The organism is Cupriavidus sp. 207A1, assembly GCF_057798955.1.
In genome coordinates this window covers 191,964-214,900 of the sequence record NZ_JBYOJO010000003.1, presented here as the reverse complement: position 1 = coordinate 214,900, position 22,937 = coordinate 191,964, and the positions used below count along the sequence as shown (strand labels likewise).

At 67.9% G+C, this 22,937-nt stretch carries 19 protein-coding genes and 1 tRNA gene; 7 read left to right on the top strand and 13 right to left on the bottom strand.

Translation table 11 applies throughout. The annotated features are described in order from the left end of the window. Nucleotides 1-73 precede the first annotated feature (73 nt). The 3 genes from glnL to AC3FMM_RS06610 all read right to left on the bottom strand — a co-directional run bounded on the left by glnL (nt 74) and on the right by AC3FMM_RS06610 (nt 3,396). The gene (glnL, locus tag AC3FMM_RS06620) at nt 74-1,252 is read right to left on the bottom strand and encodes a nitrogen regulation protein NR(II) (protein ID WP_115709961.1); all 1,179 of its coding nucleotides are present in this window, start codon (nt 1,250-1,252) and stop codon (nt 74-76) included. A 4-nt stretch (nt 1,253-1,256) separates the two neighbouring features. Continuing rightward, a complete protein-coding gene (locus AC3FMM_RS06615; RefSeq protein WP_115680506.1) occupies nt 1,257-1,829 on the bottom strand; it encodes a DUF4124 domain-containing protein in 573 nt (190 codons plus the stop codon). A gap of 151 nt (nt 1,830-1,980) precedes the next feature. Then, complete coding sequence (locus tag AC3FMM_RS06610; protein WP_115709963.1) at nt 1,981-3,396, bottom strand: 3-hydroxylaminophenol mutase; 1,416 nt, start codon at nt 3,394-3,396, stop codon at nt 1,981-1,983. Between the two features lie 482 nt (nt 3,397-3,878). On the opposite strand from AC3FMM_RS06610, the gene AC3FMM_RS06605 reads away from it, so the two are divergent. After that, nucleotides 3,879-4,343: a rhodanese-like domain-containing protein gene (locus AC3FMM_RS06605; RefSeq protein WP_115709965.1), complete on the top strand. Its 465-nt coding sequence runs from the start codon at nt 3,879-3,881 to the stop codon at nt 4,341-4,343. 66 nt (nt 4,344-4,409) lie between these two features. On the opposite strand, the gene AC3FMM_RS06600 is transcribed toward AC3FMM_RS06605, so the two are convergent. The 6 genes from AC3FMM_RS06600 to hrpA form a co-directional block, all read right to left on the bottom strand. Continuing rightward, the gene (locus tag AC3FMM_RS06600; RefSeq protein ID WP_115680509.1) at nt 4,410-5,234 is read right to left on the bottom strand and encodes a competence/damage-inducible protein A; all 825 of its coding nucleotides are present in this window, start codon (nt 5,232-5,234) and stop codon (nt 4,410-4,412) included. Between the two features lie 12 nt (nt 5,235-5,246). After that, complete coding sequence (locus AC3FMM_RS06595) at nt 5,247-6,134, bottom strand: EI24 domain-containing protein (protein ID WP_115680510.1); 888 nt, start codon at nt 6,132-6,134, stop codon at nt 5,247-5,249. A gap of 173 nt (nt 6,135-6,307) precedes the next feature. Continuing rightward, a complete protein-coding gene (locus AC3FMM_RS06590) occupies nt 6,308-7,282 on the bottom strand; it encodes a sterol desaturase family protein (RefSeq protein ID WP_115709967.1) in 975 nt (324 codons plus the stop codon). Next, nucleotides 7,282-8,130, bottom strand: a complete 849-nt coding sequence (locus AC3FMM_RS06585) for a polysaccharide deacetylase family protein (RefSeq protein WP_488686314.1) — start codon at nt 8,128-8,130, stop codon at nt 7,282-7,284. Before AC3FMM_RS06585 ends, AC3FMM_RS06590 begins: the two co-directional genes overlap by 1 nt. Before the next feature lie 24 nt (nt 8,131-8,154). After that, a complete protein-coding gene (locus AC3FMM_RS06580; RefSeq protein WP_115709970.1) occupies nt 8,155-9,141 on the bottom strand; it encodes a YVTN family beta-propeller repeat protein in 987 nt (328 codons plus the stop codon). A 142-nt stretch (nt 9,142-9,283) separates the two neighbouring features. Continuing rightward, nucleotides 9,284-13,333, bottom strand: coding sequence for an ATP-dependent RNA helicase HrpA (hrpA, locus tag AC3FMM_RS06575; protein WP_488686313.1), 4,050 nt, complete (start codon nt 13,331-13,333; stop codon nt 9,284-9,286). Between the two features lie 23 nt (nt 13,334-13,356). Here hrpA and argA point away from each other — a divergent pair, with 23 nt between their 5' ends. Then, on the top strand, nt 13,357-14,829 hold the full coding sequence (gene argA / locus AC3FMM_RS06570) for an amino-acid N-acetyltransferase (protein WP_488686312.1): 1,473 nt from the start codon (nt 13,357-13,359) through the stop codon (nt 14,827-14,829). A 98-nt stretch (nt 14,830-14,927) separates the two neighbouring features. After that, a complete protein-coding gene (locus tag AC3FMM_RS06565) occupies nt 14,928-15,200 on the top strand; it encodes an oxidative damage protection protein (protein ID WP_018007757.1) in 273 nt (90 codons plus the stop codon). Nucleotides 15,201-15,282: 82 nt separating this feature from the next. On the opposite strand, the gene rpiA is transcribed toward AC3FMM_RS06565, so the two are convergent. Then, complete coding sequence (gene rpiA, locus AC3FMM_RS06560; RefSeq protein ID WP_488686311.1) at nt 15,283-15,969, bottom strand: ribose-5-phosphate isomerase RpiA; 687 nt, start codon at nt 15,967-15,969, stop codon at nt 15,283-15,285. A gap of 171 nt (nt 15,970-16,140) precedes the next feature. On the opposite strand from rpiA, the gene tal reads away from it, so the two are divergent. Next, complete coding sequence (gene tal / locus AC3FMM_RS06555; RefSeq protein WP_116312735.1) at nt 16,141-17,100, top strand: transaldolase; 960 nt, start codon at nt 16,141-16,143, stop codon at nt 17,098-17,100. A 33-nt stretch (nt 17,101-17,133) separates the two neighbouring features. On the opposite strand, the gene AC3FMM_RS06550 is transcribed toward tal, so the two are convergent. The 3 genes from AC3FMM_RS06550 to rnr form a co-directional block, all read right to left on the bottom strand. After that, entirely contained in the window at nt 17,134-17,901 is a 768-nt protein-coding gene (locus AC3FMM_RS06550; RefSeq protein ID WP_488686310.1) for an SIR2 family NAD-dependent protein deacylase, read from the bottom strand. Nucleotides 17,902-17,905: 4 nt separating this feature from the next. After that, entirely contained in the window at nt 17,906-18,649 is a 744-nt protein-coding gene (rlmB, locus tag AC3FMM_RS06545) for a 23S rRNA (guanosine(2251)-2'-O)-methyltransferase RlmB (RefSeq protein ID WP_012353149.1), read from the bottom strand. A gap of 78 nt (nt 18,650-18,727) precedes the next feature. Then, nucleotides 18,728-21,322: a ribonuclease R gene (rnr, locus tag AC3FMM_RS06540; protein WP_326346957.1), complete on the bottom strand. Its 2,595-nt coding sequence runs from the start codon at nt 21,320-21,322 to the stop codon at nt 18,728-18,730. 70 nt (nt 21,323-21,392) lie between these two features. On the opposite strand from rnr, the gene AC3FMM_RS06535 reads away from it, so the two are divergent. The 3 genes from AC3FMM_RS06535 to AC3FMM_RS06525 all read left to right on the top strand — a co-directional run bounded on the left by AC3FMM_RS06535 (nt 21,393) and on the right by AC3FMM_RS06525 (nt 22,934). Continuing rightward, nucleotides 21,393-21,479 (top strand) — tRNA-Leu (locus tag AC3FMM_RS06535). Nucleotides 21,480-21,823: 344 nt separating this feature from the next. Next, a complete protein-coding gene (locus AC3FMM_RS06530) occupies nt 21,824-22,258 on the top strand; it encodes an Rrf2 family transcriptional regulator (protein ID WP_326346958.1) in 435 nt (144 codons plus the stop codon). Nucleotides 22,259-22,322: 64 nt separating this feature from the next. Beyond that, complete coding sequence (locus tag AC3FMM_RS06525; RefSeq protein WP_326346959.1) at nt 22,323-22,934, top strand: NAD(P)-dependent oxidoreductase; 612 nt, start codon at nt 22,323-22,325, stop codon at nt 22,932-22,934. Nucleotides 22,935-22,937: the final 3 nt, after the last annotated feature.

The window sequence follows — 22,937 nt, the reverse complement described above, 5'->3', positions numbered from 1 at the left end:
TCTGCTCGGTGTCAGTTGGTCTTCCGCATGCCCTGGCCACGTCGGTGCACGCGCTTGCGGACGCCGGCAAAGGCTAGTGCAGCGGCAGCAGGATACGGAAGTCGGTACAGCCCGGCCTGCTCTCGCATTCGATCAAGCCCTCGTGCTGCTGCACGAAGGTTTGAGCGAGTGTGAGACCCAGTCCGCTGCCGCCATCCCTGCCCGATACCAGCGGATAGAAGATGCGCTCGCGGATGTCTTCGGGGATGCCCGGGCCGTTGTCGATCACATGCAAGTCCAATGCCAGCTTGAACAGGCGCTTGGCGATGGTGACCTGGCGCGCGATGCGCGTGCGCAGCACGATCTGCGCGTCGCCGCGCGCGATGCGGTCGGCCAGCGCCTGCGCGGCGTTGTGGACGATGTTGAGCACGGCCTGGATCAGCTGCTCCATGTCGCCCTGCAGCTCGGGCAGGCTGGCGTCGTAGTCGCGCACGATCTCCAGCCCGTTGGGAAACTCGGCCAGCACCACCGAGCGCACGCGCTCGAGCACCTCGTGGATATTCAGGCTCGATACGATATGCGGATGCCGGTGCGGCTCCAGCAGCCGGTCCACCAGCGTCTGCAGCCGGTCCGACTCCTTGATGATGACCTGCGTGTACTCGCGCAGCGAGCGCTCCGGCAGCTCGAACTCCAGCAGCTGCGCCGCGCCGCGGATGCCGCCCAGCGGGTTCTTGATCTCGTGGGCGAGGTTGCGGATCAGCTCCTTGTTGGCCGAGGTCAGGTCCAGGATGCGTTCCTCGCGGTCGCTGCGCACCTTCTGCTCGTTGGGCAGGATCTCGACCACCACGGTGTCGCCGACCGCCTCGAGCGCGGCGATCACCACGTGCACATGGAGCGGGTCCTGTAGCGGCGGATGCAGGATCAGGTCCTGCCGGCGCACGTCGAACTGCCGCGTGACCACGGTGTCGAGCATGTTGTGCAACTCATCCGATTTGCCGAACAGGTCCGGCAGCGTCAGTTCGACCATGCCCTTGCGCGACACGCCGAAGGTGGCCTCGGCGGCCGGATTCGCGTAGACCACGCGCAGCCCCGGCTGGCGCACCAGCAGCACCGGGTTGGCGACCACATCCAGGCCGGCATGGAACGCCGCCGCGCCGATGCTGAGCACGCGCGCGCCGGTTTCGGACGATGCCGGGTTCGCCGCGGGCGGCTCGGCCCGCGCGCCATCGGCACTGCCGGCCTTGCGTGACACTCCGCGAATCAGGCGACGCATAAGACTAGTCCTTCAGGTTGCCGAGCTCGCGCCGCAGCGACGCCGCGTTGGCCTCGCTGCGGGCAATGTCGTCGCGCAGCGCGGCGGTGCGGTCGAGGTATTTCTGGTAGTTGCGCTCGTTGCCCTGGCGCTCCGGCTGGCCGTTGTTGTATTCGGCGCGCAGCCCCTGCAGCTTGGCCTCCTCGGCCTGCAGCTCCTGGGTCAGCACGGTGCGACGCTCGCTGTCGCGGCTGCGCTGGGTGGCGCTGTCCACGCGCGGGAAACCGGTGCTGGCGGCGGTCGTGGCGCTGCTGCCGGCACTCTTGGCCGGTGCGGCAATGCGCCCGCCCGGCACGGTCACGACCTCGGGCAAGTTCAGCTTCTTGCAGCCCTTGCCGGCATTGCCGTTGCGGTACTCCGGCACGCCATTGGGCCCGGTGCAGACATAGACATCCGAGGACTGCGCCAGCGACGGCGCGGCCCACACGCCCAGCGCCAGCGCCGCGGCGCTCACCAGAACGGGGAATCGGCGTCGGCTTTGGTGCACGGAACGAGGCATGGCATGAGTCCGGCGGGCCGTGCGGGAAAAGGCATCCATGGGCATGGCGTCAGGTTAGAACGGGAATGGATCGGGACAGAATCGGATTCCCCATTCTAGCGAGCAAAGCAAAAAGGGACAGCCGAAGCCGCCCCCTTGTGGTGCAACTGTTGCCCGGTCACAACCTGCGTCATGGCCGGGCACGGGCTGCTTACAGCGAGTAGTACATCTCGAACTCGACCGGGTGCGTGGTCATGCGGAAACGCGTGACTTCTTCCATCTTCAGTTCGATGTAGGCATCGATCATCGAGTTCGAGAACACGCCGCCGCGGGTCAGGAACTCGCGGTCGTTGTCCAGGTACTCGAGCGCCTGGTCCAGGCTCGAGCACACGGTCGGGATCTTTGCGTCCTCTTCCGGCGGCAGGTCATACAGGTTCTTGTCGGCGGCTTCGCCCGGGTGGATCTTGTTCATCACGCCATCCAGGCCGGCCATCAGCAGCGCCGAGAAGCCCAGGTACGGGTTCATCAGCGGATCCGGGAAGCGGGTCTCGATGCGGCGGCCCTTCGGATTGGCCACATACGGGATGCGGATCGAAGCCGAACGGTTGCGGGCCGAGTAGGCCAGCTTGACCGGAGCCTCGAAGCCCGGCACCAGGCGCTTGTACGAGTTCGTGCCCGGGTTGGTGATGGCGTTCAGGGCGCGGGCGTGCTTGATGATGCCGCCGATGTAGTACAGCGCGAATTCCGACAGGCCGGCGTAGCCGTTGCCCGCGAACAGGTTCTGGCCGTCCTTCCACACCGACTGGTGCACGTGCATGCCCGAGCCGTTGTCGCCGACGATGGGCTTCGGCATGAACGTGGCGGTCTTGCCGTAGGTGTGGGCCACGTTCTGGATCACGTACTTCTGCAGCTGGGTCCAGTCGGCGCGCTGCACCAGGGTGCTGAACCTGGTGCCGATTTCGTTCTGGCCCTGGCCCGCCACTTCGTGGTGGTGGACTTCAACGGGGATGCCCAGCGATTCCAGGATCAGGCACATTTCCGAACGCATGTCCTGGAAGGTGTCGATCGGGGCGACCGGGAAGTAGCCGCCCTTCTTGCCCGGACGGTGGCCGCTGTTGCCGTGCTCGAATTCCTTGGCCGACGACCACGGGGCTTCTTCGGAATGGATCTTGACGAAGCAGCCTTGCATGTCGACGTTCCAGGTCACGCCGTCGAAGATGAAGAACTCGGGCTCCGGGCCGAAGAAGGCGGTGTCGCCCAGGCCGGTGCTCTTCAGGTAGGCTTCGGCGCGCTTGGCGATGGAACGCGGATCGCGGTCGTAGCCCTTGCCGTCCGACGGCTCGATCACGTCGCACGACAGCACCAGCGTCGGCTCTTCGTAGAACGGGTCGATGTGGGCCGTGTTCGAATCGGGCATCAGCAGCATGTCCGAAGCTTCGATACCCTTCCAGCCGGCGATCGACGAGCCGTCGAAAGCGTGGCCGCTCTCGAACTTGTCTTCATCGAAGTGCGACACGGGCACGGACACGTGTTGCTCCTTGCCTTTGGTATCGGTGAAGCGGAAATCGACGAACTTGACGTCGTTTTCCTTCACCAGCTTCATCACGTCTGCAACGCTGTGGGCCATGCCAATCTCCTGGGTATTCGGCAAATGTCTGTGAAAGCCAATTCTTGGGACTGTCGCCAGCGGCGCCGCTGCATGTTGCCGCGCCTGACTGGCCTCGCCGCGAAAGGACGACGGATGTTAGCAGAAAGCGTGCCAACCAAACGTCCCTCGCGGCGCCGGGCCCGAAAATTGTGCAACTCCGGCGAATCGCGCACCATGCTGGCCGGCGGCGAAAACGCCTTCCAGCCAGGCGGGGGCTGATGTGGCGCTGCCGCGACACGCGCAACCACGGTTGCCAGCGTCATGGAACACCATCATGGTGCAAACATCAAGCGCCAGCACCGTAATAGTGCGTACGCACCAAAATCGGTCGGCTCTCGCCCTCGGGCGGCGCTTTCCGGGCTCTCCCGGCCAGCACCGCCACCGCCTCGCCGCCGCGGCGCTATAGAATAACGGGTTGCGGCCCTTGCGCCACGATTCCACCCATTCAATTTGTCACGCCGATGACCACCCGAGACGATCTCCTCCAGGCCGCCCGCCAGCGCCAGGAACAAAACCAGTTGCCGTACTTCGGCGCGCTGTCGCCGCAGGAAGCCTATGCCCTGCTGCAGAACGACCCTGCCGCCGTGCTGGTGGACGTGCGCACGCAGGCCGAGCTGGACTGGGTCGGCGGCGTCGACGTGCCCGACGCGCAGTTCGCCCATGTCGAATGGATGTCCTACCCGGGCGGCGCGCAGAACGCGCGCTTTGTCGAGGAACTGCGCGCGCGCGTGCCGTCCGACGTGCCGGTGCTGTTCCTGTGCCGCAGCGCGGCGCGCTCCAAGCACGCGGCGCGGGTGGCCACCGAAGCCGGCTACCACTTCGCCATGGACGTGCTGGAAGGTTTCGAAGGCAACCGCGACGACCACCACCACCGCAAGACCGTCGAGGGCTGGTGCGTGCGCGGCCTGCCGTGGCATGGCGCCTGATTGCGTCCGGACCGGAATGCAAAGGGGCAGCCAAAGCTGCCCCTTTTTCTTGTCCGGCCGGAACGTCTAGGCCTGCGTTGCCTGACGCGGCGGCTGCTCCACGGTCTCGTACCCCATCGCCTGCACGCCTTCGAGCAGCATCGCATAGGCCGGGGCCAGCAGCTCGGCCGGGCCCTTGACGCCCAGGTCGATATGGCGGCGCGCGAAGCGGTCGCCGCGCTGCACGTCGCCGACCGACGGCAGGCTGAACACGCGGATGCCCGGATGCGCCGACTCGACCTTCTCCATCAGCGGGGTCAGCGTCGACTCCGGCGCCTCGAACACGTAGAAGGCCCGCTCCTGCTGCGAGACCTGGTGGAACAGGTGCGCATAGTCGTGGTCCAGCACCCACTCCATCATCGGCCACGCCATTACCGGGAAGCCCGGCATGAAATGATGGTGGCCGACCGAGAAGCCGGGGATGCGGTTATAGCTGTTGGGAATGATGCGCGCGCCCTCTGGGAACTCGCCCATCTTGAAGCGGTGCTGGTTCTCCGGCAGCGTCAGGTCGCCCTTGACCGGGTCGCCCCCGGCGGTTTCGGCAATGCGCAGCGCGATCAGTTCGCGCGCCTCGGGATGCAGCACCAGCGACACGCCCAGCGCCGCAGCCGCGCACTGGCGCGTGTGGTCGTCGGGCGTGGCGCCGATGCCGCCGGTGCAGAACACCACGTCGGGGCCGGCCAGCGTGCGCCGCAGCGTGGCGGTGATACGGGCGCGGTCGTCGCCGACATACTCGGCCCAGTCCAGCGCCAGGCCGCGCGCGCCCAGCAGTTCGATGGTGCGGCGCAGGTGCTTGTCTTCGCGCCGCCCGGACAGAATCTCGTCGCCAATCACGATCAGGCCGAAACCCATATTGCCCTCGCTTCAGGAGTTTTCGATGCGGCGCACGTCGTGCGGCGCCAGGTCAATGACGTCCCCGCCCGACGGCGGGGCGGCAGGCGGCCGGGCCGGCACGGCCGCGCGTTCGGCGCGCAGCTGCGCCAGCGCGCGCAGGCAGAAATGGCCGAACCACAACGCCGAGAAAATAAAGATCAGCACATAGAGCCAGAGCGTGCCGGCCAGCACGAACGGGAACAGGAAGATCACCGCCGCCGAAGACACCCACAGTATCGTCGGCGCCGAGCCCAGCAGCCCCACCGCCACGCCGATCACCAGCAGCGGCGTGCGATGGCGCCGCACCAGCGTCTTGCGCTCTTCGGCGCTGGCGTGGTCGGCGAGCGCGTCATACGTCATCACGCGGTAGGTCAGCCAGCCCCACAGCACCGGCGGAATCAGCGCAAAGAACGGCGGGATCAGCCACAGCGGCAGCGTCACCAGCACCAGCGACAGGAACACCAGGGTGCTGCCGAGCGAGTGGAACACGCTGCCCAGCACGCTGCCGCCGTGGGCCTTGGCCAGCTCCGGGTAGCTGCGCTCGAGGTGGCGCACCACCGCCGGCACCGAGAACACGCCGATGAACATCAGCATCGAGGCGATCACCAGTGGGATCGCCAGCGCCGCGACGAACAGCGGCGCCACGATGGAGCGCATCGATTGCAGCCCGAACCAGTCGAGCGCGCTGTAGATCCAGCTGGTCAGGATCGAGGTTTCCAGGAAGCTGCGCGTGGCGCCCATGATGGGGTCCCAGCCCCACCAGAGCAGGCCGCCCCACAGCAGCGTGGCCAGGACGAAAGGCAGCACGGTCAGCATCAGCATGCGCGGATGCAGCTGGCTGACCAGCGCGCGGCCAAACGAGCGGAAGATATCGTTCATGCAGTCGAAGGCAAGACAGGAAAGTCGCGGGGGGCCGGCCAGGTCAGCAGGGCGACGGGCCGGCGGCAACCCGGAACACTAGCATACGCCGCTTGCCGCCATGGTGCGGCGGCGGCCGAAGCCGCTGGAGGATGGCCTCGCATGCACCGTCAGCCCAGCGGTCAACGCACCCGTCAGCGCAGCCGCAGCAGCCGCTTGATGCCGTACCACTGGTGGGCCAGGAAGCCCGTGCCGTAGTCGTGGCCCTTGCCCACCGGCGGCGGCAGCTGATCGCGGATGCCGGTGGGATGGTAGGTCTCGGTGAAGACCGCGGTGCCGAACAGCATGTCCCACCAGGGAAAGATCACGCCGTAGTTGCAGCCGCCCAGCTTTGCCGGCGCACCGTCGGCTTCATGGCCGATGCCGACCGCGTGGTGGGTGCGGTGGAAGCGCGGCGAAATCAGCAGCCGCTCGCCGAGGGTGCCGAAGTGCAGCCGCAGGTTGGCATGCTGCAGGCTCTGCAGCAGCTGCGACAGCGCCACCAGCAGCACATACTGCGACGGCTCCACGCCCACTCCCAGCGCCACCAGCGCAAACACCAGGTCGCGCAGCATGTCGTCGAGCAGATGGTTGCGGTTGTCGCTCCACAGCGTCATCTGGCGCTGGCTGTGGTGCACCGCATGCAGGTGCCACCACCAGCGGAACGAGTGCGACAGCCGGTGATACCAGTAATCGAGCAGGTCGAACAGCAGCAGGTAGACAAAGAAGCTGACCAGCGGCACCGAGGTCACGCCCGGCCACCAGTCTTCCACATTGATGCGGTGCCAGCCCATCAGCCGCAGGTGGCCTTCGAGCGCGTCGGTCAGCGGCGCCAGCAGGAAGAACATCGCCAGCCGGAACAGGCCGAGGCGGTGGATCACGGTGTAGAGGATGTCGGTGCGGATCGCGGCCCGGTCGGCCACGGCCTCGACCGGGCGCCATTTCTCCAGCGGACCGAGGATCAGTGCCATCACCGCGATCTGCACCAGCCCCACCAGCAGCCATTCGGTGCCGGTGAAGGCTTCCTCGGCATAGCGGCCGAAGCCGAGGTCATAGACCACGGGCAGCACCAGATCCTGGAACAGCGTGCCTTCGATCTGGCCGATCCAGCCGTTCAGCGTCTCCCACATCAGCGTGCGCCCTCCTGGGTTCCAATGGGCCGCGCGATCCAGTCGCGATAGGCCGGGTGTTCGCGCAGCGTCGCGAAGCAGAAGCCCTTGCGCTCCAGGCCGGTCAGCAGCGGCTCGAGCACCGCCGGCGCCCACGGGTCCTGCCGCGACCAGATGCCGAGGTGCGCCATGGCGATATCGCCGTCGCGCAGGCTGGACAGCGCGCGCTGCAGCAGCACGGCGTTGGGATAGCGCTCCGAAGACAGCTCATCGCCCAGAAAGCCGGCCGGCGCCCAGCCGACATGGCGGAAGCCGCATTGTTCGGCCCATTGCAGCGTCTGCGGCGCGGTGCGGCCGCCCGGGGCGCGCCACAGCGGCACCATGTCCGCTCCGGTCATGGCGCGCAGCGCCTCGGCGCTGCGCCGCAATTCCTTGCAGAAGCCGGCCTGGTCCATGGCCACGTCCTGGCCCGCCCGCGCGCCGAACTGCGGCCGCATGGTCACCTGGCCGGCGCGCACGCTGCGCAGATAGACATGATCGAAGGTGTGCGTGCCGAAGGCGTGGCCGTCGGCCACCAGCGACTTCCAGTAAGGGGCCCATGACGGTTCGAGCGAACCGTCCTTGCGCACCGTCGGCTCGTTGGCCAGGAAGAAGGTGGCGCGGATCTGGTGGCGCCGCAGCGTGTCGGCGATCAGCTGCGCCTGGCTCATGCTGCCGGTGTCGAAGGTCAGGTAGAGCGTGCCGGCCGGGCAGGCCCTGGTGGCCGGCGCGGCAGCGGCTTGCTGCGCCAGCGGCATGCCGCACGCCAGCACCACAGCGGCCAGCCACTTGTTGATCGTCGCGGAGCGCAATGCCCTGATCCGTGCCATGGTCCCTGCCCTGCCCGCTTTGCGTCAGTACAGCGGCGCGCGCGTGCGGAAATAGATCCCGTGCGGCGAGCGCCCGACCCGCACGGTCTTGACCAGCTTGCGGCTGGCCACGTCGACCAGCCCGACCGAGCGCGCCCAGCGGAAGGTCACCCACAGGGTCTTGCCGTCGGCGGTCAGCTCCATGTCGTCGGGCCCCGGTGGCAGGCCGGTGATGTCGCCGACCTTGCTCAGCGTCTGCTGGTCGATGATGCTGATGCTGCCGGTGACGCGGTTGCTGAGGAACAGGTGGCGCCGGTCGCCGACGGCGCGGAAATTGTGCGCGCCCTTGCCGGTCTGGATCTGCTTGACCACGGTGCGGGTGCGCCAGTCGATCACGGCGACGTAGTCGGCCCCGGTCATCCCCACCAGCAGGTATTTCTGGTCCGGCGTGACCCAGATCCCCGCCGGCGCCGAACCGGTTTCCATGCGCCACATTACGTTCTGCGTGACCAGGTCGATGGCAGCTACTTCGTTGGAATCCTGCAGCGTGATGAAGGCGATGCGGCTGTCGGCGGTAAAGGCGATATGGCTGGGCGTCTTGGCCAGCGGATACTGCTTGGCCAGCTTCAGCGCCTTGCCATCCCAGCGGTACACGTCGACGCGGTCGAGCCGGTTGCCGGTGGCGACAAACCACTTCTGGTCCGGCGAGAAGCCGATCTGGTACGGGTCGTCGACATTGGGCACGCGCTGCTGGACCTTGCCGCTGACCGGATCCAGGAAGACCAGGTCGTTGCCGACCGCATTGGCGACGATCAGCGATTTGTCGTCGGGCGTGGCGATCAGGTGGTGAGGCTCCTTGCCGATCGGGAAGGTCTCGAGCACCTTCTGCGTGTCCTTGTCGATCAGCGTGACGGTGGCATCACCCGAGTTGAGGATCACCACCACTTCCGCCCGAGCCGGCACCGCCATCAGGCCCAGCGCGACCGCGCCCACCGTGATCCCACCAGCCACCCACCGCCGCAATGCGAACATAAGACCCGCTACCAGAAGAACTGAATCGGCGATTCTAACGTTTGGCCGGCTAATTCCGCTGACGTCGCGGCTGGCGGCAGACAAGTATTTGGCAGATTGTTGCGCCGGCACGACCATTTACCGCCATGCCGGCGCGCGGACCTCAGCGCTGCATCGATTCCCACACCTTCTGCAGCCGCTTGACCGAGATCGGTACCGGCGTGCGCAGTTCCTGGGCGAACAGCGCGATGCGCAGCTCTTCCAGCATCCAGCGGAATTCCTCCAGCCGCGCATCCTCGCCGCCGCGGCCCTGGGTGCGCAGCTGCTTCTCGGCCCGCTGCCACTGCTGCACCAGCGGCGCCATCTCCTGCAGGCGCTGGCTGTCGCGGGCCGGATCGCCCTTGAGCTTGTCGACGCGCATGGCGATGCCCTTCAGGTAGCGCGGGAAATGGACCAGCTGCGTATACGGGGTTTCGTCGATAAAGCGCTTGCTCATCAGCCGGCCCAGCTGGGCTTCCATGTCCGCATGGGCGCCGGGGAACGGCTTGGCCTGCAGCAGCTTGCGCGGCAGCCCGGCGTATTCGGCAAGGATGGCGCCCGCCAGCCGCGCGATTTCCTGCGCCAGCAGCGACAGCCGGGTACGGCCTTCGTCCTTGCGGGCATTGAACTCGGCGTCGTTGCGCGGCAGCGGCGCCTGCATGCAGGCGCGCTCCAGCGCCAGCATCACGATCTGCTCGCGCAGCATCTCCTGCGTGCCCAGCGTCATGTACTGCATCGCCATCTGCTGCAGCCCCGGGATGTTCTTCTCGATGAACTTGACCTGCTCGCGCAACTGCAGCGCGAACAGCCGGCGCAGCCCCAGGTGGTGGGTGCGGGCCGCTTCCTGCGGATCGTCGAAGACCTCGATGTCGCAATGCGTGCCGCGGTCGACCAGCGCCGGATAGCCGAACAGGGTCTGGCTGCCCTTGCGGATCTCGAGCAGCTCCGGCAGCTCGCCGAAGCTCCAGCCGGTCAGGCCCTCGTACTTGCCGGGTTCCGCCGCGGCCAGCACTGGCGCCTGCTCCGGTGCCTGCCCCGGGGGCTGGGTGGCGGCGGCCTGGGCCGCGGCCTGCGCGGCTACGCGCTGAAACGACTGCTGCGCCTGCCCGCCCAGTTCGGCGCGCAGCTGGGCCAGGTTGCGGCCCATGTCGAGCTGGCGCCCGTGCTCGTCGATCACCTTGAAATTCATGGCGTGGTGCGCGGGCAGCGTTTCCAGCTTGAAGTCCGCGCGCCGGACCATGGTGCCGGTCTGCTCGCGGATATCGGCGATCAGCACGTCCAGCAGCTCGCCTTCGCCAAACGGCTGGCGCGCGACAAAGCCCGCGGCATAGTCCGGCAGCGGCACGCAGTGGCGGCGCAGCTTCTGCGGCAGCGACTTCAGCAGCAGGTGCACCTTCTCCTTGATCATGCCCGGCACCAGCCAGTCGGCACGCTCGGGGCGCACCTGGTTGAGCGCGTACAGCGGCACGGTCAGGGTCACGCCGTCGCGGTGGCTGCCTGGCTCGAAGTGGTAGGTCAGGCCCATGTCCACGCCGGCCACGGCCATGGTCTTGGGAAACAGGTCGGTGGTGATGCCGGCGGCCTCGTGCCGCATCAGTTCGTCGCGGTTCAGGTACAGCAGCTTGCGGTCTTGCGCGCTCTCGGCCTGATACCACTGCTCGAACGCGGCCTGCTGGCAGATGTCGGCCGGGATCGCGCGGTCGTAGAAGGCGTAGATCAGCTCATCGTCGACCAGCACGTCCTGGCGCCGCGACTTGTGCTCCAGGTTCTCGATCTCGCGCACCAGGCGCTGGTTGTGCGCGTAGAACGGCAGGCGCGTGTCGAACTCGCCCTCGACCAGCGCGCGGCGGATAAACAGCTCGCGCGCCTCGCGCGGGTTCATCGGGCCGTAGTGCACGCGGCGGTGCTGGTAGACCACCAGCCCGTACAGCGTGGCGCGCTCCAGCGCCAGCACCTGGCCGGCCTTCTTCTCCCAGTGCGGATCGCTCCAGCTGACCTTGAGCAGGTGGCGGCCCACCTGTTCCAGCCATTCCGGCTCGATGCGCGCCAGCGTGCGCGCGAACAGCCGGCTGGTCTCTACCAGCTCGGCCGCGACCACCCAGCGCCCGACCTTGCGCGCGATCAGCGAGCCCGGCCACAGGTGGAACTTGATGCCGCGCGCGCCGAGGTATTCGCGGCCCTTGCCGTCACCATCCTCGATGCGGCAGCCGACGTTGCCCAGCAGGCCGGTCAGCAGGGCCTGGTGCACCTGCTCGTAGGTCGGCTCGCTGTCGTTCAGGCGCCAGCCCTGCTCGGTCACCGTGGTCAGCAGCTGGGAATGCACGTCGCGCCATTCGCGCAGCCGCAGGTGCGACAGGAAGTGCGCGCGGCACTGGTCCTGCAGCTGGCGGTTGGACTTCTTGTGCGCAACCGCGTCCTCGAACCACTTCCACAGCCTGACCCAGCCGAGGAACTCGGACTTCTCGTCCATGAACTTGCGGTGGGCCTGGTCGGCGGCCTCCTGTGCTTCCTGCGGGCGCTCGCGCGGGTCCTGCACCGACAGCGCGCTGGCGATGATCAGCACCTCGCGCAGGCACTGGTGCTCGCGCGCGGCCAGGATCATGCGCGCCACGCGCGGGTCGAGCGGCAGCTTGGCCAGCTGGCGGCCGATGCCGGTCAGCTGGTTGGCATCGTCGACCGCGCCCAGTTCCTGCAGCAGCTGGTAGCCGTCGGCCACCGCGCGGCCCAGCGGCGGCTCGATGAACGGGAACGCCTCGATATCGGTCAGGCGCAGCGCCTTCATGCGCAGGATCACCGCGGCCAGCGACGAGCGCAGGATTTCGGGATCGGTAAAGCGCGGCCGTCCGGTGAAATCCGCTTCCTCGTACAGCCGGATGCACACCCCATTGGCCACCCGGCCGCAGCGGCCGGCGCGCTGGTTGGCGGCGGCCTGCGAAATCGCCTCGACCTGCAGCTGCTCGACCTTGTTGCGGTACGAATAGCGCTTGACGCGCGCCAGCCCGGTATCGACCACGTAGCGAATGCCCGGCACCGTCAGCGAGGTTTCGGCGACGTTGGTCGCCAGCACGATGCGGCGCGCATTCGACGGCTTGAACACCCGCTCCTGCTCCTGCACCGACAGCCGCGCGAACAGCGGCAGGATCTCGGTATGCGGCGGGTGGTGCTTGCGCAGCGCCTCGGCGGCCTCGCGGATCTCGCGCTCGCCGGGCAGGAACACCAGCACGTCGCCGGGGCCGGCGCGGCACAGCTCGTCGACGGCATCGACGATGCCGTCGTACAGGTCGCGCTCGCGCGCCTGCGGGCTGCGCGGCGCCCCGGCGGCGGGCGCGTCGTCGGCGATCGGGCGGTAGCGCACCTCCACCGGGTACAGCCGGCCGCTGACCTCGATCACCGGCGCCGGCTTGTCCCCGGTGGCGAAATGCTTGGCAAAGCGCTGCGCGTCGATGGTGGCCGAGGTGATGATCACCTTCAGGTCAGGCCGCTTCGGCAGGATCTGGCGCAGGTAGCCGATCAGGAAGTCGATATTGAGGCTGCGCTCGTGCGCCTCGTCGATGATCAGCGTGTCGTAGGCTCGCAGCAGCGGGTCGTTCTGGGTTTCGGCGAGCAGGATGCCGTCGGTCATCAGCTTGACCGACGCGCCCGACGACATGGTGTCGTTGAAGCGCACCTGGTAGCCCACATGCTCGCCCAGCGGCGTGCCCAACTCCTGCGCAATCCGCTTGGCGGTCGAGGTGGCCGCGATGCGGCGCGGCTGGGTGTGGCCGATCAGCCCCCCGCCCTCGCGGCCGGGACCGCGCCCGATCGACAGGCAGATCTTGGGCAGCTGCGTGGTCTTGCCGGACCCGGTCTCGCCGGAAACGATCACCACCTGGTTGGCCAGCAGCGCCGCGGCGATCTCGTCGCGGCGCGCCGATACCGGCAGGGCTTCGGGGAAGGTGATCGGCGGCAGCGGATTGGCCTGGCGCGGGGGCCGCGGCGGCCGCGCGCCACGAGGTGGGCGCGGGCCGCCCTCAGTGGCGGGCCGCGCACCGGCCGGCCTTGCCGGGCCGGCCTGCTGCGGCCTGGCCGGGCCGGGCGCCGGGCGGGACTGGGCGGGGGAGGCGGGCTGGCCGGCACCGGCGCGCTGGCGCGGCGACACCGGTGGTTTGGGCTTGACGGGGCGTTGTTCTGACATTGGCCGGGATTATAATCCGCGGCATGAACGCCAGAACCGACGCGCCGCAGACGGCGCCTGCCTCCGCTCCCGCTGCTCCGACCGACCCGGCCGCGCCGGCGCAGGCGGAGCCTCCTGCCGCGGCAGAGCTCCCCGCCCCCGCCCCGACCTCCCCCGTGCCGGTCACGGCCGATCCGGATCGCAGCGGCCCTGACCACCAGCAGTTCGTCGACTGGCTGCGCATGGTGGCGCCGTATATCCATGCCTTCCGCGGCAAGACCTTCGTGATCGCCTTCGCCGGCGAACTGGTCAAGTCGGGCGTGCTCAATGCGCTGGTCAACGACGTCGCGCTGCTGCATGCCATGGGCATGCAGATCGTGCTGGTGCACGGCTCGCGGCCGCAGGTGGAAGAGCAGCTGGCGCTGCGCCATGTCGAGTCGCAATTCGTCGACGGCGTGCGCGTCACCGACAACGCCGCGCTCGAATGCGCCAAGGAAGCCGCCGGCGAACTGCGCCTGGATATCGAGGCCGCGTTCAGCCAGGGCCTGCCCAACACGCCGATGGCCGGCGCCCAGCTGTCGGTGATCTCCGGCAACTTCGTCACCGCGCGCCCGGTCGGCATCGTCAACGGTACCGACTACCAGCACACCGGGCTGGTGCGCAAGATCGACGCCGAATCCGTGCGCATGTCGCTGTCGCACGGCAAGGTGGTGCTGCTGTCGCCGCTGGGCTTCTCGCCCACCGGCCAGGCCTTCAACCTGTCGATGGAAGACGTGGCCAGCGCCACCGCCACCGCGCTCAAGGCCGACAAGCTGATCTTCATTACCGAAGTGCCGGGCGTGCCCGACCCGGTCGGCAAGATGATGCAGGAAATGTCGCTGCGCACCGCGGTGGAACGGCTGCAGAACAACCACCTGCCGCCAGACGTGGCCAATTACCTGCAGCACCTGGTCAAGGCGCTCAAGGGCGGCGTGCCGCGCGCCCACCTGATCCCCTACTCGCTCGACGGCGCGGTGCTGCTGGAGCTGTTCCTGCACGACGGCGTCGGCACCATGCTGTCCGACACCGACCTGGAAAGCCTGCGCGAGGCCACGCTGGACGACGTCGGCGGCATCGTGCAGCTGATCGCGCCGCTGGAGCAGGACGGCACGCTGGTGCCGCGCGGGCGCCACCTGATCGAGCGCGATATCGCCAACTTCTCGGTGATCGAGCACGACGGCGTGCTGTTCGGCTGTGCCGCGCTGTACGACTATCCGCGCGAGAACATGGGCGAGATGGCGTGCCTGACGGTATCGCAGGAAGCCCAGGGCACCGGCGACGGCGAGCGCCTGCTCAAGCGCATCGAGCGCCGCGCCCGCGCGCTGGGGCTGGAGCGGCTGTTCGTGCTCACCACCCGCACCGAGCACTGGTTCCTCAAGCGCGGCTTCGTCCACGCCACGGTCGACGACCTGCCCGAGGACAAGCGCAAGCTCTACAACTGGCAGCGCAAGTCGATGGTGCTGATGAAAAAGCTGTGACGGCGTAGGGGCAATCGCCGCCGCGCCGCGGCCGGCCTCCCTGCTTGGCTACAATAGCGCCAGCGCTGAAGCTCTCACGAACATACCAAGGAGTCCCCATGGCCCGCACGGTCCATTGCATCAAGCTGAACAAGGAAGCCGAAGGTCTCGACTTCCCGCCGCTGCCCGGCGAACTGGGCAAGAAGATCTGGCAGAACGTGTCCAAGGAAGCCTGGGCCGGCTGGCTCAAGCACCAGACCATGCTGATCAACGAAAACCGCCTGAACATGGCCGATGCGCGTGCGCGCCAGTACCTGCTCAAGCAGACCGAGAAGTACTTCTTCGGCGAAGGCGCCGACCAGGCCCAGGGTTACGTGCCGCCGCAGTCCTGAGCCGGTCTTGCGATCATGAAAAATGGGGTGCCTCGGGCACCCCATTTTGCTTGGTGACTGACGCCGGCGCCGGGCCGTGCGTTCAGTAGTCCGTGCGCTGCACGCCGTCGCCGGTGCCGAGCAGCAGCACGTCGGCGCCGCGCAGCGCGAATAGCCCCACCGTGACCACGCCCGGCACCTGGTTGACGGTCTGCTCCAGGCCGCGCGGATCGTCGATCTTCAGGCCTGCCACGTCGAGGATCACATTGCCGTTGTCGGTCTTGTAGATCCCGCCTTCCTTGGTCATGCGCAGGCGCGGCTGGCCGCCCAGGGCCTGCAGCTTGCGCGCCACCGCGGCACGTGCCATCGGCACCACCTCGACCGGCAGCGGGAAGGTGCCCATGGTCTGGACCAGCTTGCTGCCGTCGGCGATGCAGACAAAGCGTTTGGCCACCGAGGCGACGATCTTCTCGCGCGTCAGCGCGCCACCGCCACCCTTGATCATGGCGCCGCTGGCATCGATCTCGTCGGCGCCGTCGACATACACCGGGATCTCGTCGACCTCGTTCAGGTCCAGCACCTTGAAGCCTTGCTGCTGCAGGCGCCGCGTGGAAGCCTCGGAGCTCGACACCGCACCCGCGAAGCGCTCCTTGAACGCCGCCACGGCGTCGATGAATAGGTTGGCGGTGGAGCCGGTGCCCACGCCGAGCACGGCCCCTTCGGGCACTTCCTGCTTCACGTAGTCGGCGGCGGCTTGCGCGACCAGCGCCTTGAGTTCATCCTGAGTCATGACAACAGCCAGATTGCGTTGGGGGAAAAGGCGTAGTGTAGCGGATTGCGGTGGCGCGCCGCGCGGGTGGCGGCAACCGCGCAGGTACAATGGACCGCACCGGTGCCGCATGCGCCCCCTTACAGCCCGCGAACGCTTTTTGCAGACGCCCAAGCAGACGACCTAGCGACCATGAACCAGCTCGAACAACTCAGGCAGTTCACCACGGTGGTGGCCGATACCGGCGACTTCCAGCTGATGAAGCAGTACACCCCGCAGGACGCGACCACCAATCCGTCGCTGATCCTGAAGGCGGTACAGAAACCCGAATACCGCCACCTGCTGGAGCGCGCGGTGCAGGACCACCACGGCAACGGCGGCGTCGACGCGGTGATGGACGAAGTGCTGATCGCATTCGGCTGCGAGATCCTGGCGCTCGTCCCAGGCCGCGTCTCGACCGAGGTCGATGCGCGCCTGTCGTTCGACACCACCGCCACGGTGAACAAGGCGCGCCACCTGATCCAGCTGTACGAGCAGCGCGGCATCGCGCGCGAGCGCGTGCTGATCAAGATCGCCTCCACCTGGGAAGGCATCCGCGCCGCCGAGATCCTGCAGCGCGACGGCATCCGCTGCAACATGACGCTGCTGTTCTCGCTGGTGCAGGCAGTCGCCTGCGCGGAGGCCGGCGCCCAGCTGATCTCGCCGTTCGTCGGCCGCATCTTCGACTGGTACAAGAAGCAGGCGGGCGAGCAATGGGACGCAGCGGCCAACGGCGGCGACAACGATCCGGGCGTGCGCTCGGTGCGCCAGATCTACGACTACTACAAGAAGTTCGGCTATCCCACCGAGGTGATGGGAGCGAGCTTCCGCAGCACCGCGCAGATCCTGTCGCTGGCCGGCTGCGACCTGCTGACCATCAGCCCCGAACTGCTCGAGCAGCTCGCCGGCGGCGACGGTCCGGTGGTGCACAAGCTGTCGGTGGACCAGGCCCAGGCGGCCAACATCGCCCGCATCACCGCGGACGAGCCGTCGTTCCGCTGGCAGCTCAACGAAGACGCCATGGCGACGGAGAAACTGGCCGAGGGCATCCGCCTGTTTGCCGCGGATGCGGTCAAGCTGGAGAAGCTGATCGCCGGGCTGGCGCAGCAATAAGCACCGCCGCGCGCCGGCGCGCGGCCCCGCGCTTCAGCCGGCCGATGGCGCCGGCTGCGACCACAGCCGGGGCAGGCAGGCGCCAGCCGCGGCCGACAGCACGATGTCGGCGGTCTGGTCCAGCGCCGACGGCTGCGGATTGACCACGATCACCGGCGCGCCATGCTCGCGCGCCACGCCCGGCAGCCCCGCCGCCGGGTACACCAGCCCCGAGGTGCCGACCACCAGGCACAGGTCGCAGGTCTGCGCCGCATGCTCGGCGCGGTAGCGCGCCACGCGCGGCAGGTCTTCGCCGAACCACACCACGCCCGGGCGCATCAGCGCGCCGCACAGGTTGCAGCGCGGCGGCATGCCGGGCAGCGCGGCCGCCTCGCTGCAGCGGCCGCAGCCATCCAGCCACTTGTTGGCGAACAGGTTGCCGTGCAGTTCGATCACGCCGGCGCTGCCCGCGCGCTGGTGCAGGCCATCAACGTTCTGTGTCACCAGCGTGACCGGCTTCTGCGCGGCCAGCGCCACCAGCGCATGGTGCGCCGGATTAGGATGCACCGCCGCCACCAGTTCGCGCCGATGCTGGTACCACTGCCACACCAGCGCCGGCTGGCGGCGGTAGGCCGCCTCGCTGGCCAGCTCTTCCGGATCGAACTGTTCCCACAGCCCGGTCATGGCGTCGCGGAAGGTCGGCACGCCGGATTCGGCGGAAATACCGGCGCCGGTCAGCACGAAGATATTGCTGGCACGGTCGATCAGCCGACGCGCTTCCTCGAGCCCCGGGAGTGCCGGCAGACGCGACTCGTCGGCCATGGTCTCAGCGTGGCAGGCGCCGCTGGCGCACGGCCTCGTACAGGCACACGCCGCTGGCCACCGACACGTTCAGGCTTTCCACGCCGCCCGCCATCGGGATGCCGACCAGCTCGTCGCAGGTTTCGCGCGTCAGGCGGCGCATGCCCTCCCCCTCGGCGCCCATTACGATCGCGGTCGGTCCCTTGAAATCGATGTCGTACAGCGACTTCTCGGTGCCGTCGGCGGTGCCGATCACCCAGATGCCGCGCTCCTGCAGTTCGCGCAGGGTGCGGGCCAGGTTGGTCACGGTGATGTAGGGCACGGTTTCGGCCGCGCCGCTGGCGACCTTGGCCACGGTGGCGTTCAGGCCGACGCTGCGGTCCTTGGGCGCGATCACGGCGTGCGCGCCGGCACCGTCGGCCACGCGCAGGCAGGCGCCCAGGTTGTGCGGGTCGGTGACGCCGTCCAGCACCAGCAGCAGCGGCGTGCCTTCGATGCCGTCGAGCAACTCGTCCAGGTTCAGCGCCAGTGCCACGTCCTCGGCACGCGCCACCACGCCCTGGTGGCGGTCGGTGCCTGCCATGCCGCGCAGGCGCTCGGCATCGACCGGATGCAGGCGCACGCCCAGGCTTTCGGCCAGGCGCACGAAGTCCTGCATGCGCCGGTCGCGGCGGGCGGATTCAATGTAGATATCGGACACGCCCTTGGGGTCTTGCCGCAGGCGCGCGGTCACGGCGTGAAAGCCGATCAGGAGTTTTTGTTTAGCCATGGGCGCGATTGTACCCGCCCGGCCGCCGTCCCCGCGTGGGCGGGGGCGGCAACCCGACGGCAATCCAGCGCCGATCCGCTAGCGCTTGCGCGGCGTGCGCTTGGCGGCGGTCTTGCCTGCCGGCTTGGCCGGGTGCGCCTTGGAGGCCGGCTTGCGCGGCTTTTCCAGGTGCGCGGGCTTGGGCTTGGCGGCGCGCTTGCCCGGCTTGCCGGTCTTCAGATGCGGCTTGAGCGGCGTGATCACCGCCTCGAACACCGGTTGCTCTTCGATCACCCGGTCCAGGGTTTCGTCGAACGACTCTTCCGGTTTGGAGGAACCGCCCAGCAGCGCGGCCAGCTGGCGGCCCTTCTTGCGCGCCGGCACCGCATGCGCGGCCGGCACGCGCGGCTGGGTCTCGGCGCCCGTAACCCGCGCGCGCAGAGTCTTCGCCGACGGCTCCTGCACCAGGCGGAAATCGATCTTGCGCGCATCCAGGTCGACGCGCGACACCTGCACGCGCACGCGGTCAGTAAGCCGGTAGCGGATGCCGGTGCGCTCGCCGCGCAGCTCGTTGCGGGCCTCGTCGTACTGGAAGTAGTCGCTGCCCAGCTCGGTCACGTGGACCAGGCCCTCCACGTACAGCTCGTCGAGCTGCACGAAGATGCCGAACGAGGTCACGGCGCTGATGGTGCCGGCATAGTCGCTGCCCAGCTTGTCGCGCATGAAGTAGCACTTGAGCCAGGCCTCGACATCGCGCGAGGCCTCGTCGGCGCGGCGCTCGTTGGCGGAGCAGTGCAGGCCCAGCTCGTCCCAGATGGCCTCGTTGCGGCGGGCGCGCGCAGCGGTCAGCTCGGCCTTTTGCTCCGCGTCCTTCGCCTGCAGCCTGCGCGCCTTCGGCGAGATCGCGGTGTTCAGCTCGGTGCCGTGGGCAAATGCGGGCTGGTACTTGGTGTGCGCCAGCACCGCCTTGATCGCGCGGTGCACCAGCAGGTCGGGATAGCGGCGGATCGGGCTGGTGAAGTGCGCGTAGGCCTCGTACGCCAGGCCGAAGTGGCCGATATTGTCGGGGCTGTACACCGCCTGCTGCATCGAGCGCAGCAGCATGGTCTGCAGCATCGGCGCGTCCGGGCGGGACTTGATCTTGTCCATCACCTCGGCATAGTCCGACGCCTGCGGCTTGTCGCCGCCGCCCAGCGACAGGCCGGCGGTGCGCAGGAAGTCGCGCAGGTTCTTCAGCTTCTCGTCGCTGGGGCCGGCGTGGATGCGGTACAGCGCCGGGTGCTTGAAGCGTTCGAGGAAATCGGCCGCGCACACGTTGGCGGTCAGCATGCATTCCTCGATCAGCCGGTGCGCATCGTTGCGCGTGCGCGGCAGGATCTGCTCGATCTTGCCCTGCGCATTGCAGACGATATAGGTTTCGGTGGTGTCGAAGTCGATCGCGCCGCGCGCGCGCCGCGCCTTGAGCAGGACCTGGAACAGTTCGTACAGGTTCTGCAGGTGCGGCACCAGCTCGCTGCGCTTGTGCGCCTCGGGGCCCTTGGTGTTGGACAACACCGCCCAGACCTCGTTGTAGGTCAGCCGCGCCGTCGAGTGCATCACCGCCGGATAGAACTGGTAGCCCTTGAGCTCGCCCTTGGCGGTGATTACGGCATCGCACACCATGCACAGCCGGTCCACGTGCGGATTGAGCGAGCACAGTCCGTTGGACAGCTTCTCCGGCAGCATCGGGATCACGCGCCGCGGGAAATACACCGAGGTGGCGCGGTCGAGCGCATCGGCATCGAGCGGCGTGCCCGGACGCACGTAGTGCGACACGTCGGCGATCGCCACGATCAGGCGCCAGCCCTTGGCGCGGCCGATCTTGACCGGCTCGCAATAGACCGCGTCGTCGAAGTCGCGCGCGTCTTCGCCGTCGATGGTGACCAGCGGGATGTCGCGCAGGTCGATGCGGTGGTCCAGGTCGGCCTGGCGCACCTCGTCGGGCAGCCCGGCGGCTTCCTGGGCAGCGGCCGGAGAGAACTGGTGCGGCACGCCGTACTTGCGCACGGCGATCTCGATCTCCATGCCGGGGTCGTCGATTTCGCCCAGCACTTCCACCACGCGGCCAACCGGCTGCACGTAGCGGTCAGGGAATTCGGTCAGCTCGACGCTGACCACCTGCCCCACGCGCGCCTTGCCCTGCGCCTTGGGCGGGATCAGGATGTCCTGGCTGATGCGCTTGTCTTCGGGCGCGACCACCAGCACGCCGCCCTCGCTGAGCAGGCGGCCGATGACAAAGCGGTTGGCGCGCTCGATGATCTCGACGATCTGCCCTTCAGGACGACCGCGCCGGTCATAGCCCACCACGCGCACTTGCGCGCGGTCGTTGTGCATGGCCTTCTGCAGCTCGCGCTCGGGCAGGAAGATATCGTCCTCGCCGTCGTCGCGGATCAGGAAGCCGAAGCCGTCGCGGTGGCCCTGCACCCGGCCGGTGACGAAGTTGGGCTGGTGGGCCAGCTCGTAGCGGCCCTTGCGGTTGAGCTCGATCTGGCCGTCGCGCTCCATCGCGGCCAGGCGCTTCTGGAAGCCGTCATGCTCCTTGCGCGTGACCGCCAGCGCCTTGGCGATATCGCCTGCCGACTGGGGGGATCCCGACGTTCTCAGCACGCCCAGGATTTCTTCCCGGCTGGGGATCGGATAGTTATTCTGATTCAATTTTTTCTGGAAACTATTTGACAAAATTCTCGCGCTCTCTATAATGAGCGCTTCGGTTGTTTCGACACCTGCCCAGGTGGCGGAATTGGTAGACGCACTAGGTTCAGGTCCTAGCGGTGGCAACACTGTGGAGGTTCGAGTCCTCTCCTGGGCACCAAATTACCGGAAAACCCGCAGCGCTTTCGAGCCCTGCGGGTTTTTTGTTTTCTACGCCTGTTTCGCGCATCAGATCCGGCAACTTGCACTCCTTGCTTGGCGGCACCGCCGCGATGTCATACCTGCGAGCGTACGGGTTTTTTCCCGTCCGTGAAACCGCGCACCGTACCCCGCGCGGCAGCCGCACCACAAGGTTACGGCAATGTCGGGGAGTGTAACAGCTTCAGTGGCGATTCCGGCATTCCGGCGGCCAGTGCAAAACCATTTCACCGCAACCGCCTTCTCCCGATACTTGACGTTGCCTCCAATGTGTAACTATCATGGTTTCACATCGCACCCGACATCATGAGCACAAGCAGCCGGTTTGCCGTCGCCGTTCATATCCTCACCCTGCTGGCCAGTTCCGCCGAGCCGGTGCCGTCGTCGCTGATTGCCGGCAGCGTCGGCACCAACCCGGCGCTGATCCGGCGCCTGGTCGGCCAGCTGGCGGAGGCGGGACTGGTGGCCACCACCATGGGCAGCACCGGCGGCGCCGCGCTGGCGCGGCCGGCCGCGTCGATCACGCTGCTGGAGGTGTTCCGCGTGGTCGAAACCACCGCGCTGATCACGCTACACCAGAGTGCGCCCAATCCGGCCTGCATGGTCGGGCGCGAAATCACGGGCGCGCTGCGCAAGGTTGCCGACCGCGCGCAGGCGGCCATGGACGAGACCCTGGCCGGCATCACCATCGCCAGCATGCTGGCCGATGTCGAGCGCGGCAGCCAGCGCCGCAAGCGCTGATTTTTTTACCCCGATGTGTAACCACATCAGTTTCATATACAACTGACTCAACCAAGGAGTGACCATGAAGATCGCCATCATTGGAGCCAGCGGCCGCGTTGGCACGCGCCTGACCGACGAAGCCGTGCGCCGCGGCCACCAGGTGACCGCCATCGCGCGCCAGGCCAGCCGTTTGCCCGCGCGCGCAGGGGTGACCAGCAAGGATGTGGATGCGACCGACAGCGCGGCACTGAGCGCCGCCCTCGCCGGCCATGATGCCGTCATCAGCACCGCGCGCTTCGCCCAGCTGAACGCGCAGCAGGTAACCACGGCGGTGCGCCAGGCGGGCGTGCCGCGGCTGCTGGTGGTGGGCGGTGCCGGCAGCCTCCATGTCGCGCCGGGCGTGCAGCTGGTCGACACCCCCAACTTTCCCGACGCCTACAAGGCCGAGGCGCTGGCCGGCCGCGACTTCCTGAACGCGCTGCGCGGCGAGCAGCAGATCGACTGGACCTTCCTGTCGCCGTCCGCGCTGTTCGAGCCGGGCGAGCGCACCGGCCATTTCCGCATCGGCAAGGAAGACCTGCTGAGCGACGCAGCAGGCAAGAGCTGGATCTCGATGGAAGACTATGCCATCGCGATGCTCGATGAAATCGAGACGCCGGCGCATTCGCGCCAGCGCTTCACGGTGGGCTACTGAGCC

Excerpts from the sequence above, each read along its gene's own strand:
- tal (WP_116312735.1), top strand. The coding sequence starts at position 16,141 with ATGAACCAGCTCGAACAACTCAGGCAGTTCACCACGGTGGTGGCCGAT.
- AC3FMM_RS06580 (WP_115709970.1), bottom strand. The coding sequence starts at position 9,141 with ATGTTCGCATTGCGGCGGTGGGTGGCTGGTGGGATCACGGTGGGCGCG.
- AC3FMM_RS06600 (WP_115680509.1), bottom strand. The coding sequence starts at position 5,234 with ATGGGTTTCGGCCTGATCGTGATTGGCGACGAGATTCTGTCCGGGCGG.
- AC3FMM_RS06615 (WP_115680506.1), bottom strand. The coding sequence starts at position 1,829 with ATGGATGCCTTTTCCCGCACGGCCCGCCGGACTCATGCCATGCCTCGT.
- AC3FMM_RS06590 (WP_115709967.1), bottom strand. The coding sequence starts at position 7,282 with ATGTGGGAGACGCTGAACGGCTGGATCGGCCAGATCGAAGGCACGCTG.
- AC3FMM_RS06565 (WP_018007757.1), top strand. The coding sequence starts at position 14,928 with ATGGCCCGCACGGTCCATTGCATCAAGCTGAACAAGGAAGCCGAAGGT.
- AC3FMM_RS06595 (WP_115680510.1), bottom strand. The coding sequence starts at position 6,134 with ATGAACGATATCTTCCGCTCGTTTGGCCGCGCGCTGGTCAGCCAGCTG.
- AC3FMM_RS06585 (WP_488686314.1), bottom strand. The coding sequence starts at position 8,130 with ATGGCACGGATCAGGGCATTGCGCTCCGCGACGATCAACAAGTGGCTG.
- glnL (WP_115709961.1), bottom strand. The coding sequence starts at position 1,252 with ATGCGTCGCCTGATTCGCGGAGTGTCACGCAAGGCCGGCAGTGCCGAT.
- AC3FMM_RS06605 (WP_115709965.1), top strand. The coding sequence starts at position 3,879 with ATGACCACCCGAGACGATCTCCTCCAGGCCGCCCGCCAGCGCCAGGAA.
- hrpA (WP_488686313.1), bottom strand. The coding sequence starts at position 13,333 with ATGTCAGAACAACGCCCCGTCAAGCCCAAACCACCGGTGTCGCCGCGC.
- argA (WP_488686312.1), top strand. The coding sequence starts at position 13,357 with ATGAACGCCAGAACCGACGCGCCGCAGACGGCGCCTGCCTCCGCTCCC.
- rlmB (WP_012353149.1), bottom strand. The coding sequence starts at position 18,649 with ATGGCTAAACAAAAACTCCTGATCGGCTTTCACGCCGTGACCGCGCGC.
- AC3FMM_RS06610 (WP_115709963.1), bottom strand. The coding sequence starts at position 3,396 with ATGGCCCACAGCGTTGCAGACGTGATGAAGCTGGTGAAGGAAAACGAC.
- AC3FMM_RS06550 (WP_488686310.1), bottom strand. The coding sequence starts at position 17,901 with ATGGCCGACGAGTCGCGTCTGCCGGCACTCCCGGGGCTCGAGGAAGCG.
- AC3FMM_RS06525 (WP_326346959.1), top strand. The coding sequence starts at position 22,323 with ATGAAGATCGCCATCATTGGAGCCAGCGGCCGCGTTGGCACGCGCCTG.
- AC3FMM_RS06530 (WP_326346958.1), top strand. The coding sequence starts at position 21,824 with ATGAGCACAAGCAGCCGGTTTGCCGTCGCCGTTCATATCCTCACCCTG.
- rpiA (WP_488686311.1), bottom strand. The coding sequence starts at position 15,969 with ATGACTCAGGATGAACTCAAGGCGCTGGTCGCGCAAGCCGCCGCCGAC.